This window comes from Plantibacter sp. VKM Ac-2880 (assembly GCF_015351235.1).
Lineage (GTDB): Bacteria > Actinomycetota > Actinomycetes > Actinomycetales > Microbacteriaceae > Plantibacter.
Genome location: NZ_JADKSJ010000001.1, coordinates 2,047,809 through 2,062,792, shown reverse-complemented (window position 1 = coordinate 2,062,792; position 14,984 = coordinate 2,047,809). Strand labels below are relative to the sequence as shown.

The following is a 14,984-nucleotide window of genomic DNA, read 5'->3' as shown; positions in this document are numbered from 1 at the left end:
CTAGTATGCCTATGTGTCCGCCATGCTGTACGTCCAGATAGCCGATGACCTCCGCCGCAAGATCGTGAGCGGCGAGCTGTCGCCGGGCGACGACGTGCCGAGCGAGGGCGAGCTGGCCGAGCTGTGGCGGAGTTCGCGCGGGCCGATCCGGAACGCCCTGGCGGCGCTGCGGAACGAGGGCCTCATCGAGACCCGGCGGGGCAGGCCCGCGCGGGTCGCCGAGCGGAAAGCGCAGCAGGCCGCCGACGTGTCCATCCCGTTCACGCGCTGGGCGGAATCGATGGGCACGACACCGGGCGCGCTCACTCAGGAGGTCTCGTTGCGCCGCGCCGACGAGGAGAAGGCCGCTGCGCTCGGTATCGCGGTCGGTGACCCGATCGTGGAGGTCGTCCGGCTGCGTCTGCTCGACGGGCGTCCCACGATGCTCGAACGGCTCACCTTCATCGAGGAGGTCGGCCGAGCGCTGTTCGACGTCGACCTCGACACCATCTCGATCACCGAGTACCTGAACGGGCGGGGCTACGGCTACCAGGACGTCGATCACGAGATCGACGCCGTCGCGGCCGACGAGCTCGACAGCCGGCTGCTCGACGTCGAGCCGGGCACCCCGATCCTCCGCCTCCACCGGGTCACGAGGGGCCCGGACGGCCGTATCTTCGAGGCCTCCGACGACCGGTACCGCAGTGACATCATCCGGTTCACCGTCTCCGCCTCGGGGCGCGCTCGCGAGGGCGGACACTTCATCCGCGCGATCGGCGCGATCGGCGCCGAACCCGCCTAGCGCTGGGGCGCCGCGACCTCGCGGGTCGCATGGCAGGGCGCGAGCGGGGCAAGGCCAGGGGCCACGCCGATACGCACGGCACGTCCACCCATGGCGGCCTCGAGACCGTCGTCGAGATCGCCGAGCGCCACCGTCGCCCCGACCAGTTCCGCGAACGGATGGGCATCGTGGCGTTCGGCGAGATAGCGGACGGCCAGCTCCAGGTGGGCCGGTGCGTAGTTGTGCACGCCGCGGATGGTGACGAGTCTCCGCACCACGCTCTCCGGGTCGAGGGCGACGGGGTCGCTAGGCGACACGCTGCCGACGAGCACGGCGACGCCGCCGACACCCAGCACGTCGATCGACGCGGAGACGCCGAGCGGGGATCCAGACGCCTCGATCGCCACCAGCGGCCGAGTTCCGACGAGGTCGAGCGAGGCCTGGAGTGATCCCGGTTCCGTCGGGTCGACGGTGGCGACGGCCCCGAACCGGGTCGCCAGCTTACGACGCCGCTTGGCGGGGTCCACCACGATGACCCTCGCGCCCGCGTCGCTCGCCATCGCGCAGGCGGTGAGACCGATCAGCCCGGCGCCGTGTACGATCACGACCTCACCGTCCAGCGGGACGATGGCCGAGGCGGCGTCGAGGGCGGCGACCGCCGTGGCGGTGCCGCACGAGACGGGTGCGAGCACCTCGGCGGGGAGATCGTCGCCCAGAACCGGCACGATCGCGGTGCCGCGTTTCAGGTGCACATGCGACGCGAATCCCCCGCTGAGCTCCCAACCGGTCTCGAGCCGCTCGTGGCCGTATTTGCGCACGGTCTGGCACTTCTGCGGGAGCCCGCGAACGCAGGTGGAACAGTCGCCGCATCCGACGGTGAGCGCCCACACCACGCGCTGCCCCACCCGCAGCAGTTCTCCGGAGGAGGTGACGGCACCGTCGCCGACGGCCTGGACGTGGCCGACCTGCTCATGGCCGAGCACCAGCGGCGTGGGAGCCTCGCGGTGCCCCAGCACGGTGTGCACGTCGGAGCCGCAGATGGTCGCCAGCTCGATCGCGACGAGGGCTTCACCGGGTGCCAGCGAGACCGACGGCACCGCGATGCGCTCGTGACGACGCCCCGGTTGCACCCACACCATCGCCGTCGGCGCCGGGTCGAGCTCGATCCGCATCGTCGATGCCTCGTGGGTGAGCGTCACCGCGCGGCCAGGTGCGGAAGGGCGGTCAGCTGCCGGACGCTGTCCAGCACCACGTCGGCCCCGGCCTCGGTCAGCTGGTCCCTGGTGTGCGCACCGGTGGTCACACCCACGACGAGCCCTGCACCCGCGTTCCGCCCGGAACGCATGTCGCTGGTGGTGTCACCGACGACGATCACGGAGCCCACCGAGGTCGCTCCGGTGGCGATGAGTGCGGCGAGCACGAGGTCGGGCGCCGGGCGGCCTCGGCCGGCATCGGCGGGCGAGAGGGCGACGTCGACCTCCCAGCCCAGGCGCGCGAGCACGGCGTCGCGGGTGGCGGGCGAGAACCCGGTCGTCAGTGCGACCTTGAGCCCCGACGCGCGGAGTCCGGCGATCACGTCGGACGCCCCGGGGATCGGGTCGACGCCGACTTCGTCGATGAGTTCGGCGTAGGCGGCTTCGAAGGCCTCGTTGCCGGCCTGAGCAGCGTCCTCGTCCCCGCCGGTGAGGTGGCGGAAGACCTCGATCTTCGACTGCCCCATCGTGTCGCGGACGTACTGGAGCGACTCCTCGAGCGGGCGTCGCGTGTCGAGGTCGGTGCGGCGCGCGGCACGCTCGAAGGCGCGCTCGACGATGCCGTCGTCGACGACGGTGGTGCCGGCCATGTCGAGCACGACGAGTTCGACGGGGACCCCCGCAGGGCTGTCGGGGATCGTGGCGGTCGTGGTCGTGATGGTCATGGTCTCGTGCTTTCTGTCAGCGGACGGGAGTGGGTGTCGAGATGGCCGCCGACGACGTGTTCGGCGAGCCCGAGGCCGGTGGTCATGCCGATGCCGGTCGTCACGACGGTGACCAGCACGCCCGGCTCGACCTCCTCGATGAGGAACTCCTCGGGCCCCGTGGCGTAGACGCCCTGCCACCGTTCGACCACGGCCGGGTCACGGTCGAAGAGCGTCCGGAACTCCGCGAGGAACGCCTCCGGGGCGGCCTCCGGCTGGAACGGTGGGACGGTCTCCCCCTTCCAGTGGCTGTCGCCGACGATGAGCGACCCGTCGGGCCGTTGCGTGTACATCTGGTTCAGGTCGAGGGCGGCCAGCTCGGGCCGCTCCCGCCCGAGGCGCTCGCGCACAGCGGCGGAGCCCGGGAGCCCGGCGAACGCGCTGTACCGGATGAGTGACCAACCGGTCAGCAGGGGGCCACCCAGCGGACGCGGGAGGTCGGCGGTCACCCGCAGCATGTCCAAGCCGCACCGGATGACGCCGCGGCGTTCGGCGAGCTCGGGATAGAGCTGGTCGATGTCGTGGTTGACGGCGACGACCACGAGACCGGCGTCGACCGGGCCGCGGCTGGTCTCGACGCGACCGCCGACGATCCGCCCGGCTGCGGTGCGCATCCGGAAGACGACCCCGCGCGCGGCCAGATGGTCGCGGATGGCGTCGGCGGCGAACCGGGGGTCGACCTGCAGGTCGCGGGGCAGTCTGGCGCCACCGACCGCAGTGCCGGCAGGCAACGCGGCCAGTTCCTCGACGTCGGACGCGGTGAGCAGCTCGACCTCGGGCGCCTCGCCTTCGTCCTGGGCGCGTCGTCGTTCGGCCAGTTCACGGAGCAGCGCGAGCTCGTCCTCGTGGCGGGCGAGAACGAGGGTGCCGGCCTGGTCGATCCAGAAGCCGGCGTCGCGGGCCAGCCGCAGCCAGAGCTTCCGCGACGTCGCGGCGTAGTCCCGGGCGACGCCCGACTGCGGGGTGAAGCAGAGGTGACCGAAGTTCCGGATGCTCGCCCCCGCGATCTCGGACGCGCGGTCGACCACCAGCACGGAGCGGCCGCGGTCGACGGCGGCGAGGGCCGCGCCCAGCCCCACGATGCCCGCGCCCACCACAACGACGTCGAAGCGTTCCGGAGCTGCGGAGACTCCCCCTGCGGCGCCGCTCATCGGAAAACCCGCCGCATCCAGATGGCGATCCCCTCGACGACGAGCACCGTGACGAGGATCATCAGCACGATCGCGGTCACGATGCCGTAGTTCGAACCCTGGCTGGCGTTGAGGAGGTAGTAGCCGACTCCCCCGGCGCCGACGATGCCCAACAGGGTCGCCGCGCGGATGTTGGTGTCGAGCATGTAGAAGGTGTGACCGATCAGCGCGCGGACACCCTGTGGGACGGTCGCGCCGGCGTAGACCTGGAGCCGGGAGGCACCGGCGGCGGTGAGCGCGCGCTCGGGGCCGGCCTTGACCTCCTCGAAGGAGTCGGCGATGAGCTTGCCGAGCAGTCCCACGCCGCCGATCGCCAGGGCGATGGTTCCGGCCTGGGTGCCGAGCCCGGAGATGACGATGAGCACGATGGCGAGGATGATCTCGGGGATGCCGCGCACGGCGACGAGCAGGAACCGCATCCCGCCGCGCACGCCCCGGCTCGGTGCGACGTTCCGTGCCGCGAGCGACCCGACCACGATCGAGACCACGAGCGTCAGGAGGGTGGCGGCGAGGGCGATCGCGATCGTCTCGACCATCGCGTCGGTCATGGTCGACAGCTCGTAACTGCCGAACGACGGCGGCCAGAACTGCACCGCGACGGCCGGGATCTTCGCCCACACGGTGAGGAGGTCGCGCCACTGGATGTCGCAGATCAGGACACTGCCGACCACCACGGCGACGGCGAGCCAGCCCCAGGTGGCGTTCCGCACGCGGGTCGCCGTCCACGGACGCCGAAGTGCGTCCGCGGCCGTCGCGACGGGGGCCTGACCGTCCGAGGTGCCCTGCCGCGATGCGTTGCGGCCACGGCGGATGCCGCGCAGCACCCGGTCGCCCACCCCACGGCCGGTGGGTGCGATGCCGAGCATGGCGGCGCGCACCGCGCTCGAGACGATCTCCATCACGACGCAGAGCACGAAGATGACGACGGCGTATCCGAGGCCCAGGCCGTAGTCGAGGGACTTGAAGGCGAACGACATCTGCATGCCGAGGCCGACGACGCCGACGTAGCCGAGGATCACCGAGCCGCGCAGGTTGATGTCGTTGCGGTGGAGCACGGTCGCCACCCACGAGGGCATGACCTGCGGGAGCACGCCGGCGGTGAACTCCTGCATCCGGCTGCCTCCGGCGGCCCGGATGGCGAGGCGGGGGCCCTCGTCGACCTGCTCGATCGCATCGGCGAACATCTTCGAGATCATGCCGATGGAGTGGATACCGATCGCCAGGATCCCGGGGAGCGTCCCGAGCGAGAAGACCAGGACGAAGACCATGGCGAACACGACATCCGGGATCGCGCGGGCGAGCACGCCGAAGAAGCGGGCGAACGCACGCCACCCGGTGCCGGGCGTGGTGTTGGACGCGGCCAGGTACGCGATCGGCACCGAGATGACCGCGGCGAGGAGGGTGCCGCAGACCACGAGCCCGAGCGTCAAGCCGGTGAGGTACAGCAACTCGCCGGGGTCGGGGAAGGAGATGGCGCCCACGCGGCCGAAGAACCGTTCGGCGTTCGACCAGCTCTGGGCCATCCGTGCCGGATCGATCCCGATGCTGTTCAGCGCAACGACCGACGCTGCCAGCAGAGCGAGCAGGGTCAGGACGGCGGCGACGCGCTCAGGTGACACGGAGCGGCGTGGGGCGCGCCCGGCAAGATCCCCCGGACCCTCCGTGATCCGGAGGCCCGTCCGGGGTCCGGGGCGAGTGCGCGTGTCAGCGCTCATCGCGGGGTCTCGCTCACGGCGTCGACGAGGAGTTCGGTCTCGATGGCGTGGAGTTCGCTGGTGGTGGTGGCGACGCGGCCGTAGATCTCCATCACCTGTGGCTTACTGAGTCCCTCGGTCGGCGTGTCGAGCACGACCCGCCCATGACGGAGACCGACGATGCGATCGGCCCAGCTGAGCGCCAGATCGACCTGATGGAGGCTGCACACCACGGTCAGGCCGCGGTCGACGGCGATCTCGCGGATGAGCGCCATCACCTGGTCACTCGACTCGGGGTCGAGTGAGGCGACCGGTTCGTCGGCGAGGAGGATCTCCGGGTCCTGCATGAGGGCGCGCGCAATGGCGACACGTTGCTGCTGGCCGCCGGAGAGGGTGTCAGCCCGCTGGTAGGCGCGGTCGAGCAGTCCCACGCGATCGAGGTGCCCGAGCGCGGCGAGCTTGCCGGCTCGGCCGTACGACCAGAGGCCGAGGCGCGGGCCGCGGACGGTGGCGAGCGACCCGGTGAGCACGTTCTCGAGCACGGTGAGCGAAGGGACGAGCTCGAACTGCTGGAAGATGAAGCCGACTCTGCTGCGCAGGGTGCGGAGTCGTCGGCCGGTGAGGTCGGGCACCAGCTGGCCGAGCACCTCGACGGTGCCGTCACTCGGCTGCTCGAGCCCGTCGAGGTGGCGGAGCAGGGTCGACTTGCCCGACCCGGAGAGTCCCAGGAGGACGACGATCTCGCCTCGTTGCACCTCGAGCGATGCGCCGTCGAGTGCGAGGGTCGCGCCGAAACGCTTCGTCACGTCGGACAGTCGCACCACGGTCTCGGTCGGTGTGGCGGGATTCGTCATGGGAGTCTCCGGGTCGGGTTCGTCAGTGGGTGGAGGGCTCAGTAGCCGGGCCGGGTCAGCTCTTGCACTGGGTGGCGTTCGTCTTCTTGCAGATGTCGCGGATCGTGTCGTAGTACTTGTCGTCGACCGGCTTGGTCTCGTAGAAGACACTGCGGAAGCCGTCGGAGTCGGCCGACGTGACCCCGGCCTTGATGATCTGGTCGATGGTGACGTCGGACAGCACGTCGGTCAGCTTCGACTGCACCTCGGTGGGCAGGGTGCTCGACATCACGATGGGCGCGCCGGGGACCATGGTCTCGGCGATGACCGTGACCTTGTCGGACTTGGCGACCTCGCTGTCCTCGGCGAAGCCCGCCTCGCACTCCACGCCCTCGCCGACCTTGGTGACGCTCACGTCGTGCTTGCCGGCGAAGACCGGGGTGATGTCCTTCTCGGGGTCGACACCGGCCTCGAGGAGGTTGTAGCTGGGGAAGAGATAACCCGAGGTCGAGGACGGATCGACGAAGCAGACCTTCTTGCCCGTGAAGCCGGCGAGATCGGTGATGTCGCTCCCCTTCGGGACGATGGCCTGGGAGTAGTAGCCGGGCTCCTGGCCCTCCTTGGTGACGATCGAGGAGATCGGGGTGAGCTTGGCTCCGTTGTTCGAGGCGGTGACGTAGGTGAAGCCCGAGAAGGAGGCGACGTCGATCTGGCCCGCGATCGAGGCCTCGATGAGGGCCGCGTAGTCGGTGGACTCGTGGTACTCGACCTTCTTGCCGGTCTCCTTGGCGATGTAGTCCATGAGCGGCTGGTAATTGGTCTCGGTCTCGACCGAGTCCGGCACGACACCGAACACGAGCGTGTTCTCGTCGACGGCGAAGGTCCCGGCACCCGAGCCTGCGGAGGCTGAGCCCGTGGAGGTGGAGGCTGCGGAGGCGGAGCATCCGGCGAGGACGGTGGTGAGCAGCGCTGCACCTGCGAGTGCGGTGGCGAGCTGCGAACGGCGGAGGGTCATGACGGCCTTTCGGTGTGAAGGGGACGTCAGCATCGTGACACGCAGCCGCGAACAAATATACCTATGTTGCTTCAGTTCAGGCGAAGTTCATCTCTTGTGTGCCTATCTCGACACTTATCCGGCGAGCAGCAACACGCCCACGACCACGATCAGCGAGGCGGCGATCCGCCACCCAGGTCTCCCCTCGCGCAGGACGACGACGCCGAACAGGGCCACGAGCACCACGCTGATCTCCCGCATGGGCGCGACGAGCGCCACCGGCGCCATCGTGATGGCGATCAGCACGAGGATGTAGGACAGCGGCGAGAGCACGCCGAAGGCGAGGAGTCGGGGCCAGTGCCGTCGCAGCACGCCGGCCAGTTCTCGGCGGCGGCGGCCGAGCGAGATCGAGTAGATCGGGATCTCGATGAGCGTGCAGCCGACCATGAACGCGACCGGCGAGAGCTCCCAGGTGCGCACGGCGTGGGCGTCCCAGATCGTGTAGGTGGCGATGGCGACGCCAGTGAGGAGACCCCACAGGACGCCCGGGTCGACGCGCCGCCGATGTCCAGCCATCCGGACATCGGGCCCTCCGGGTGTCCCCCGGTCGGCGAGTCCGACGGCGACGACGCCCGCGAGGATCGCCACCACGCCGATCAACGCGATACCCGACGGTCGTTCGCCGAGCAGGAGCACGGCGACCACCACGCTGATCGTCGGCCCGGTCCCCCGGGCGGTCGTATACACGGTCGAAAGACGGCCGGTCGCGTAGCCCTTCTGGAGCACGAGCATGTAGCCCACGTGGATGACCCCGGACACGCCTGCGCCGAGGAGGAAGCCGGCGAGATCACCCGAGCCGTCCGGCCCGCCGGATCCGATTCCCCCGGTGAACGGAATGACGCCGGCCCACAGCACGGTGCTGATCACGGCGCCCCACCAGAGGAACGGCAGCCCGATGCGACTCACCCCGTGGGCGAGGACGTTCCAGGCCGCGTGGGCAACGGCGGCGGAGAGGACGATGAGGACAGCGAGCGAGGACACGACGACCCTTCTCCTGGTCGCGGGCGCGACGAAGGAGGGTCCTCCGGGCTTTTGTCCTGTCAGATGACGGCCGTCGCATGGGCTTCGACCGTGGCGCCGCTCGGACCAGCCGAGCACTGCTGCTCCGGAACCCTAGGCGCTATCGCGGACGACGCTAGCAGAGGAGCGTGACGGGCGAGGTGAACACTCGGGTTGCGACCGTCTGGTGCGCTGCGGCCACGAGCACGGTTCGACCGGCGCATCGGCGGGAGTCGTTAGATTCAGGACATGGTCAATCTGAATGCGGTGCTGCCGTTGAAGGGATGTTCGGTGGCCTTCCGGGACTCAGGGCCCGCCAGGCAGGCGGTTCTGTTTCTGCATGGCGCTGGAGCAGACCATGTGTCCTTCGAGGAGCAAGCCAGCGCCGTGGTGAACTCGGGTCGCCGCGCAGTCGTCTGGGACATGAGGGGGCACGGGCTGTCGAGGCCCAACAGCTCGCGAATCACGGCAGACCGGTTCGTCACAGATGCAGAAGCACTCATATCCGAGCTCGGCCTGGACCATCCCGTGTTGGTCGGTCACTCCCTCGGCGGGAACATCGCCCAGGAGATGGTCAGACGGGAACCGGAGGCATACTCGGGTCTCGTCGTCATCAACGCAACCTGGAACTCCGGGCCACTGGGGTGGATGGAGCGGCGACTGCTTCACCTGGCAGCTCCCGCGCTCAGCCTCATCCCCGCGCGCACACTTCCAGGCCTCATGGCCCGGGCCTCGGCCGTCACGGACACGGCACAGCAGGACTTGATGCGGGCCTTCTCACGGGTGCCGAAGCGAGACTTCCTCGCGATCTGGCAAGCGACCGTCTCATTCGTCCGACCCGCACCTCTCTATCGCACACCGATCCCCTTGTGCCTCATCCGAGGCGCGCAAGATCGAACAGGCAACATCGCGAAGGCGATGCCCGCTTGGGCTGAGCACGAGGAGAACGGCGAGGTGGTGATCCCTGACGCTGGGCACGTGCCGTCGCAAGATGCTCCCGAGGCCGTCACGACAGCGATCCTGCGGTTCCTGGACGCACTGGACGAGGATCGATGAACGAGAACAAGAACAAGATCAACGACGGGGCAGTCCCGTGCTCTCTGGCGCTCGTCATCGCGATGGCGGGTCGCGCCGCGTCCTGCGCCGAGCTGACAGGCCAGGGAGTCACCGACCTGCTCGCCCGCTCGAGCTGAACCTCGGTCGGGCGAGCTTCCGCTCGAGCTCGCTGCGTCGCCGCTCGAGTCCCGCAGGTCAGCGCTTCTCGCGTCGGAAGCGGGCCTCGCGGCTCGCGATGTGCAGACCGAAGCCCGTCGTACCCGCAGCGAACGCGGCGATCAGGACGAAGAACGCGAGATCGTCTCCCGCGCGGAAGGCGAAGGCGGCGACGATGAGTGCGACCGAGGCCGCGACCACGAGTAGCGCGCCGACGACCTCGCCCCGGCTCCTCGACAACTCCGCCACGCCACCAGCGTGCAGCAGGAGCCGCTCAACCGCAATGCGCGATCGTCGACGTTCAATCGGAGCCGAGATCCGGACGCTCCTCGCGCCGTTCGACATCGGCGAAACGCCGCTCCTCGATGACGAGCAGCACCTTCTTCGGTACCGTCTTGAGCCAGATCCTGCCGCCGTTGTCCAGTTCCCAGAAGTGGTCTCCGGCATGGGCGCCGGAGGGCTGACCGAGGCGCCGGCTCAGCGCCGACTGCACCTCGAGGGCGGCGCTCCGCAGCCCCGTCGTGTCGTCGCTTTTATCGGAGACCGCGATCGTGACCTGGGATATCGCTTGGTCTGCGATGAGCGAACGAATGGTCGGCAGGTTCACGGGGTATCCGGAACGGTGCTGGACGCCGCTCGACGTCTGCGCCTTGGGCTGCCACCCGAGGCGCCACGCGAGTGTCGCGAAGTCGTCGCGGCCGAGCGGCCATGACACAGAGGCGAAGGCTTCGCAGACGGCATCGAGCTGCACGTCTGTGACTTTGGCAAGTGTGGTCATCCGGTGATGTTACAAGCGCCCGGGAGCGCAGGACCGAACAGGTCGGTTCACGCCGGGATGGGAAAGACGAGCAGCGTGCTGGACGCTGTGGCCACCACCCGGCCTTCCGCGTCGGTGATCACGGCCTCGGCGAACGCGACCCGTGATCCCGGTTTGGTGACGGTCCCCACGGCGGTCAGCTGCCCCGATGTGGCACTCACGGCCCGCAAGTAGTTCACCTTGATCTCCAGCGAGGTGTACCCGACGCCGGCGGGCAGCGTGGTCTGGACCGCACAGCCCGCAGCCGAATCGAGCACGGTGCAGACGAACCCGCCGTGCACGGCGCCGATCGGGTTGTAGTGCGACTCGTTCGGCTCGCAGAGGAACGTGGCACTGCCGTACGAGACCGAGCTCAAGGTCATGTCCATGAGCGAGACGATCGGCGGCGGCGGCAGGACCCCGTCGATCATGGCTTGGAGGTAGTCGATCCCGGTCATCTCCGCGAGCCGCGCGGCGCCGATCATCGGGTCCTGCCATTCGATCGTCCGCCGGCGTACGGGAGGTGCTTCGTCGCTCTGCATCCCCCATTGTCGCCTGTTGCGCTGCGGCAGCCCCGGAGACACTCATGAGATGAGATGGGCACGACCAGCTTGGTCGACTCGGCGCGTCAACACCTGGCCCGGCCACGCGCCGATACCGTCTCCGACCCTGAACGTCACGTCACGCTCGAAGCCTGCGGCCTCGTAGAATCGGACGAGATCCCCCGATCCTCCGGCGTAGCAGTCGACCCGCAGTCGACCGACCCCGGCGGCCTGCGCGCGCTCCTCGGCGAGAGCCAGCAAGCGGCGACCCGTGCCCTTCACCCGCGGGTCGCGCGAGCCGATCAACACGCGGACGTACACCTCCGGTTCGGTGGCGGCCGGCACATACTCGAGCGCCTCGCCCAGCACGAGTGCTCCGCTGACGCCGACCCCGGGATGCTCAGCGACCCAGGTGTCGGATGAGGCACACCACTGCTCGACACGAGTGATCCAGCGCTCCTGCCCGGATGCCGGCTCGGTACCCCATTGCCGGGTGTTGCCGATCCGGACGAACCAGGCGATCGCTTCATCGAAAAGCGCCAGCACTGCAGCAGCGTCCGCCGGCACGGCCCGACGAAATCTCACCTGCACGAGGTCGCCGACGATCGACGCAGGCTCCAGCTCGCCGCCCTCACCGCGCTCCAACTCACCCGTCACCGTACTTCTCCAGATCGCTTCGACATGTCGTCCGTCCTCCCCCGCTCATGCCAGGTTGGCACGCGTCACCCTGGGGACGCCAACGCCTGCGGCGCTCGACGTCGCCGAGTCGTGCTTCGAGCCTCCCTCAGCACTGGCCGCGCGCGTCCGCCATATCTGGCCCGCTCCGAGGTCCCCCAGTCCCTCCCGCACGGCCCCGGGGAAACCCCCTCGCCGCATCGACCGGACGCCCTCTACCCTGATGCCGATGAGCCGACGCTGCCGACGCGACGGCGGAAACGAGACACGATGTCGCTCCCTCCCCGCTCCCGATCCCACCCGCACCGCCAAGCGCTTCGTCCTCGCGGCGTTCAGCTTCGTCGGCCTGATGGCGTCCGGTGTCGGTGTGGTCGCCTGTTCGATCGGCCTCGCCGACACCGGCCACCCCGCTATGGTCGTCGGGCTCGCGGGTAGCGTGCTCGGCATCGCTGCCGCGTTCGTCGTGATGTGGACCGCCTTGCGCGCCGAACGCTGACGGCAGGGACAAGGGCACTGCCGGCGACAGCCTCCCGGCCCAGCGGGACAGCACCGCCAAGCAGTCCTTCGAGCGGTGGTCGCCCTGTCAGAGCCCGTATGGTGAACGCCTAACGCACCCGCCTGCGCAGCATCAGGGCGGCGCCACCCGCGAGCAGGCCTGCGGCGACGACGACGGCTCCGCCGAGCTGCCAGCCTGTCAGCGCCAGGTCTCCGTCAGCGGAGGGTCGTGCTGTGGCCGAGGGTCGCGGTGTCGTGATTGCCCCCGCTCCAGGGCCTTCCGCGGGTGGGGCAGCGGTCGGCGTGACCGTCGGGGGGACCGGCTCGACCTGAGCGCCGGGAACCGACCAGACACCTGCGGCGAACGCCACCGGCAGGGTCGCCGCCGTTACCACCGACGACGGAATGCCTGACTCGAGGACCAGGCACTCGAGCGCGAGGGTCGCGTCGCCCTGTTCGACACCGCCGTCCACGACCTCCTGGAACGAGATGGCCATCGGCACCTCGATCGGCTGCCCGGCGGTCACCGCGACGGTCGGAGACGTGACGACGGCGACCCCTCCCGCCGTCACGGAGAGTCGGGCGCCGTCGTCCGCGTCAGCGGGGCAGCCTGCGGCGAGCACCGCGGAGCCGAACGACGGGACGGCGCGTGCGTCACCTGATGTGACTGCGGCGCCGGCGGTGTCGTGCAGCGTGAGCGGTGCCGGTTCGGCTGGCGCCGAGGCGGCGACGGCAGCACCGGCGCCGGCGAGGCAGAGGACCGCGCTGGCGCTGAGAGCTGCCGTGACGAGCAGGGCGCGCCCTGCGGCACGGAACGGAGAACGGTGGATGACGGGGACAGTGGAAGACATCGGGACCTTTGGTGGGTGCGGTGGGCCGCCGAGACGGCGATACCCGGCGACGCCAGGACTCTGGCCTACGCAGGTGAATGGGTCGTGAACGCCTGGCATCACCCGAGGCACCGGCCGTTGGGCCGAGGTTCACCTCCGCTGCCTACGATCGGGCCGTCCGTCCGATGAAAGTGATGCCATGCCCTTCGATCCCCGCCCTGAGCAGCCCGCGCCGACCGGTGGCGCATCCTCCGCGCCCGAGGCGGACCGGGGCGCATCGGGCCGGTCCGGCCTCTCCCGCCGGTCCTTCCTGGGTGCCTCCGTTGCCGCAACGGTCGCCGTGGGAACGACCGCCCACGGGCTCGGAAGTGCGGCCTCCGCCCACGCCGCGCCGCTGCCATCAGCGTCGGCGGCCGTCGACCCGGACGCGCTCTCCTGGCTGGTGTTCGACCACCACGTGCACTCGGTCTACTCGCACGACGCCAAGTACCCGATGACGACGATCCTCGATCAGGCGCAGCGCTTCGCGGTCGATGCGATCGCCTTCACCGAGCACAGCAACACGGGCCATGCCAACGTCGGCGGGGTGTTCAACGCGGCACGCGAGATCGACACCGCGCGGGCGGCGCGTCCGGACATGCTCGTGCTCCAGGGCCTCGAGTGGTACATCCCGGGAGCCGAGCACGCGACCGTCCTGATCGCGCCGGGGCCCCGCACGACCCTCGTGTTGCGCCGCTTCGAGCTCGATCACGACGGCAAGCTCAACGGCTGGGAGAAACCGCGCCCTGGTACTGAAGACGCCGCCGCGTGGCTCGTGCACGCGACCGACGGGATCGCCTGGCTCGGCGCCCAGAAGCGTGCGGGCGTCATCGACGACGTGATCGTCCTGGCGAACCATCCGAGCCGCCTCGGCATCGACTCGCCCGGAGAGCTCCGTGCCTGGCAGGACGCCGACCCCGAGGTGTTCGTCGGCATGGAGGGCGCTCCTGGCGCCCAGGCCGGAGCGATCGCCGCGAACGCGACCGACCGCTCACGGCGCGGCGAGTACGAGAACGCTCCCAGCGAGTTCTCGTTCGCCGGCTACCCCGCGGAGGCGTACCTGACGCACGGCGGCTTCGACTGGACGACGGCCGTCGTCGGCGGCATGTGGGACTCGCTGCTGAGCGAGGGACGGCGCTGGTGGATCACCACGAACAGTGACCTGCACCTGAAGGAGTCCGACGCGACGCGCGTCGGCGACTTCCCGACCGGGCCGGGCTGGGAGGCGGGGGCGACGCTCGCGAATTTCAACCGCGCCGGCCGTCGACCCGACCCGATCGCCACGGACACGCCCCAGAACGGCGCCGACTTCTGGCCGGGCGAGTTCAGCCGAACGCATGTCGGGGCCGTCGACCGGTCGTCCGCCTCCCTGCTCGAGGCGATCCGCGCTGGCCGGCTCTGGGTCGACCACGGGCACCTCGTCGCCGGACTCTCCGTCGTGCTCCGCGCTACCGACCAGCCGGAAACCGTCGCCACCTTGGGCGGAACTCTCGCCGTCGAACGCGGCACCGCCCTCGAGCTCGTGGTCGACGTCACACCTACGACGACGCCCACCTCGCGAGGCACGATGCCGAGACTGGCGCACCTCGACCTGATCCGCGGGCGCGTCACCGGGCCAGCAGCCGACCGTGACGAGCAGCGCGCACCCGGCACCCGGGTCGTCGAGATGCTCGACGTCACGGATCGCAGCGACTCCCCGTTCCGTGTCGTGCTGCCGCTCGAGCCGGCCACTGAGGACGGCTATGTGCGCCTTCGTGGCAGCGATGGTCAGGTGCACGGGGTCGGTCCGCTGGGCGCCGAGGTCGACCCGCGGGCGCCTCAGCCGTACCCGATCTCCCCAGCCGACCCCTGGGCCGACACCTGGCTGTACACGAATCCGATCTTCATCAGCGTGCTCTGATCGGGGCG

17 protein-coding genes are annotated in these 14,984 nt (G+C 69.9%); 5 read left to right on the top strand and 12 right to left on the bottom strand.

Annotated features, from left to right (window positions below; translation table 11 throughout):
- Window positions 1–22: 22 nt before the first annotated feature.
- Window positions 23–781: a GntR family transcriptional regulator gene (locus ITJ57_RS09950; protein ID WP_228507078.1), complete on the top strand. Its 759-nt coding sequence runs from the start codon at window positions 23–25 to the stop codon at window positions 779–781.
- On the opposite strand, the gene ITJ57_RS09945 is transcribed toward ITJ57_RS09950, so the two are convergent.
- From ITJ57_RS09945 to ITJ57_RS19795, 7 genes are all read right to left on the bottom strand, one after another.
- Entirely contained in the window at window positions 778–1,932 is a 1,155-nt protein-coding gene (locus ITJ57_RS09945; protein WP_194669868.1) for a zinc-binding dehydrogenase, read from the bottom strand. The two genes, ITJ57_RS09950 and ITJ57_RS09945, sit on opposite strands and share 4 nt — an antisense overlap.
- A 23-nt stretch (window positions 1,933–1,955) precedes the next feature.
- Window positions 1,956–2,678: a phosphonatase-like hydrolase gene (locus ITJ57_RS09940; RefSeq protein ID WP_194669867.1), complete on the bottom strand. Its 723-nt coding sequence runs from the start codon at window positions 2,676–2,678 to the stop codon at window positions 1,956–1,958.
- Window positions 2,675–3,868, bottom strand: a complete 1,194-nt coding sequence (locus tag ITJ57_RS09935) for a TIGR03364 family FAD-dependent oxidoreductase (protein WP_194669866.1) — start codon at window positions 3,866–3,868, stop codon at window positions 2,675–2,677. The genes ITJ57_RS09940 and ITJ57_RS09935 overlap by 4 nt, the downstream gene beginning before the upstream one ends.
- Complete coding sequence (locus ITJ57_RS09930; RefSeq protein WP_370582306.1) at window positions 3,865–5,526, bottom strand: PhnE/PtxC family ABC transporter permease; 1,662 nt, start codon at window positions 5,524–5,526, stop codon at window positions 3,865–3,867. The genes ITJ57_RS09935 and ITJ57_RS09930 overlap by 4 nt, the downstream gene beginning before the upstream one ends.
- 92 nt (window positions 5,527–5,618) lie before the next feature.
- Window positions 5,619–6,455, bottom strand: a complete 837-nt coding sequence (phnC, locus tag ITJ57_RS09925) for a phosphonate ABC transporter ATP-binding protein (RefSeq protein ID WP_194669864.1) — start codon at window positions 6,453–6,455, stop codon at window positions 5,619–5,621.
- A gap of 55 nt (window positions 6,456–6,510) precedes the next feature.
- Complete coding sequence (locus ITJ57_RS09920) at window positions 6,511–7,449, bottom strand: phosphate/phosphite/phosphonate ABC transporter substrate-binding protein (RefSeq protein WP_194669863.1); 939 nt, start codon at window positions 7,447–7,449, stop codon at window positions 6,511–6,513.
- A gap of 114 nt (window positions 7,450–7,563) precedes the next feature.
- Window positions 7,564–8,469 (bottom strand): EamA family transporter, encoded by a 906-nt coding sequence (locus ITJ57_RS19795; RefSeq protein WP_194669862.1) that lies wholly within the window; start codon window positions 8,467–8,469, stop codon window positions 7,564–7,566.
- Window positions 8,470–8,736: 267 nt separating this feature from the next.
- On the opposite strand from ITJ57_RS19795, the gene ITJ57_RS09910 reads away from it, so the two are divergent.
- Both ITJ57_RS09910 and ITJ57_RS09905 read left to right on the top strand, forming a co-directional pair.
- Complete coding sequence (locus ITJ57_RS09910) at window positions 8,737–9,543, top strand: alpha/beta fold hydrolase (protein WP_194669861.1); 807 nt, start codon at window positions 8,737–8,739, stop codon at window positions 9,541–9,543.
- Window positions 9,540–9,680 carry a hypothetical protein gene (locus ITJ57_RS09905; protein WP_194669860.1) on the top strand — a complete coding sequence of 47 codons (141 nt, stop codon included), beginning with the start codon at window positions 9,540–9,542 and terminating at the stop codon, window positions 9,678–9,680. Before ITJ57_RS09910 ends, ITJ57_RS09905 begins: the two co-directional genes overlap by 4 nt.
- A gap of 58 nt (window positions 9,681–9,738) precedes the next feature.
- Here ITJ57_RS09905 and ITJ57_RS09900 read toward each other — a convergent pair whose 3' ends face one another.
- From ITJ57_RS09900 to ITJ57_RS09885, 4 genes are read right to left on the bottom strand one after another with little or no spacing between them, the layout of a single operon-like run.
- A complete protein-coding gene (locus ITJ57_RS09900) occupies window positions 9,739–9,948 on the bottom strand; it encodes a hypothetical protein (protein WP_194669859.1) in 210 nt (69 codons plus the stop codon).
- Window positions 9,949–10,000: 52 nt separating this feature from the next.
- Window positions 10,001–10,477, bottom strand: a complete 477-nt coding sequence (locus ITJ57_RS09895; RefSeq protein ID WP_194669858.1) for a DUF6301 family protein — start codon at window positions 10,475–10,477, stop codon at window positions 10,001–10,003.
- A 47-nt stretch (window positions 10,478–10,524) separates the two neighbouring features.
- A complete protein-coding gene (locus ITJ57_RS09890; protein ID WP_194669857.1) occupies window positions 10,525–11,037 on the bottom strand; it encodes a PaaI family thioesterase in 513 nt (170 codons plus the stop codon).
- 42 nt (window positions 11,038–11,079) lie between these two features.
- The gene (locus tag ITJ57_RS09885; RefSeq protein WP_370582304.1) at window positions 11,080–11,694 is read right to left on the bottom strand and encodes an N-acetyltransferase family protein; all 615 of its coding nucleotides are present in this window, start codon (window positions 11,692–11,694) and stop codon (window positions 11,080–11,082) included.
- 247 nt (window positions 11,695–11,941) lie between these two features.
- Here ITJ57_RS09885 and ITJ57_RS09880 point away from each other — a divergent pair, with 247 nt between their 5' ends.
- The gene (locus tag ITJ57_RS09880; RefSeq protein ID WP_194669856.1) at window positions 11,942–12,208 is read left to right on the top strand and encodes a hypothetical protein; all 267 of its coding nucleotides are present in this window, start codon (window positions 11,942–11,944) and stop codon (window positions 12,206–12,208) included.
- A 109-nt stretch (window positions 12,209–12,317) separates the two neighbouring features.
- Here the strand turns inward: ITJ57_RS09880 and ITJ57_RS09875 are convergent, their stop codons facing one another.
- On the bottom strand, window positions 12,318–13,058 hold the full coding sequence (locus ITJ57_RS09875; protein ID WP_194669855.1) for a hypothetical protein: 741 nt from the start codon (window positions 13,056–13,058) through the stop codon (window positions 12,318–12,320).
- Window positions 13,059–13,236: 178 nt separating this feature from the next.
- On the opposite strand from ITJ57_RS09875, the gene ITJ57_RS09870 reads away from it, so the two are divergent.
- Complete coding sequence (locus ITJ57_RS09870; protein ID WP_194669854.1) at window positions 13,237–14,976, top strand: PHP domain-containing protein; 1,740 nt, start codon at window positions 13,237–13,239, stop codon at window positions 14,974–14,976.
- The last annotated feature ends 8 nt before the right edge of the window (window positions 14,977–14,984 follow it).

Bases quoted from the DNA above. Each gene is read 5' to 3' on its own strand.
- ITJ57_RS09950 (WP_228507078.1), top strand. From the start codon at position 23: ATGCTGTACGTCCAGATAGCCGATGACCTCCGCCGCAAGATCGTGAGC.
- ITJ57_RS09945 (WP_194669868.1), bottom strand. From the start codon at position 1,932: ATGCGGATCGAGCTCGACCCGGCGCCGACGGCGATGGTGTGGGTGCAA.
- ITJ57_RS09940 (WP_194669867.1), bottom strand. From the start codon at position 2,678: ATGACCATCACGACCACGACCGCCACGATCCCCGACAGCCCTGCGGGG.
- ITJ57_RS09935 (WP_194669866.1), bottom strand. From the start codon at position 3,868: ATGAGCGGCGCCGCAGGGGGAGTCTCCGCAGCTCCGGAACGCTTCGAC.
- phnC (WP_194669864.1), bottom strand. From the start codon at position 6,455: ATGACGAATCCCGCCACACCGACCGAGACCGTGGTGCGACTGTCCGAC.
- ITJ57_RS09920 (WP_194669863.1), bottom strand. From the start codon at position 7,449: ATGACCCTCCGCCGTTCGCAGCTCGCCACCGCACTCGCAGGTGCAGCG.
- ITJ57_RS09910 (WP_194669861.1), top strand. From the start codon at position 8,737: ATGGTCAATCTGAATGCGGTGCTGCCGTTGAAGGGATGTTCGGTGGCC.
- ITJ57_RS09905 (WP_194669860.1), top strand. From the start codon at position 9,540: ATGAACGAGAACAAGAACAAGATCAACGACGGGGCAGTCCCGTGCTCT.
- ITJ57_RS09895 (WP_194669858.1), bottom strand. From the start codon at position 10,477: ATGACCACACTTGCCAAAGTCACAGACGTGCAGCTCGATGCCGTCTGC.
- ITJ57_RS09890 (WP_194669857.1), bottom strand. From the start codon at position 11,037: ATGCAGAGCGACGAAGCACCTCCCGTACGCCGGCGGACGATCGAATGG.
- ITJ57_RS09880 (WP_194669856.1), top strand. From the start codon at position 11,942: ATGAGCCGACGCTGCCGACGCGACGGCGGAAACGAGACACGATGTCGC.
- ITJ57_RS09875 (WP_194669855.1), bottom strand. From the start codon at position 13,058: ATGTCTTCCACTGTCCCCGTCATCCACCGTTCTCCGTTCCGTGCCGCA.
- ITJ57_RS09870 (WP_194669854.1), top strand. From the start codon at position 13,237: ATGCCCTTCGATCCCCGCCCTGAGCAGCCCGCGCCGACCGGTGGCGCA.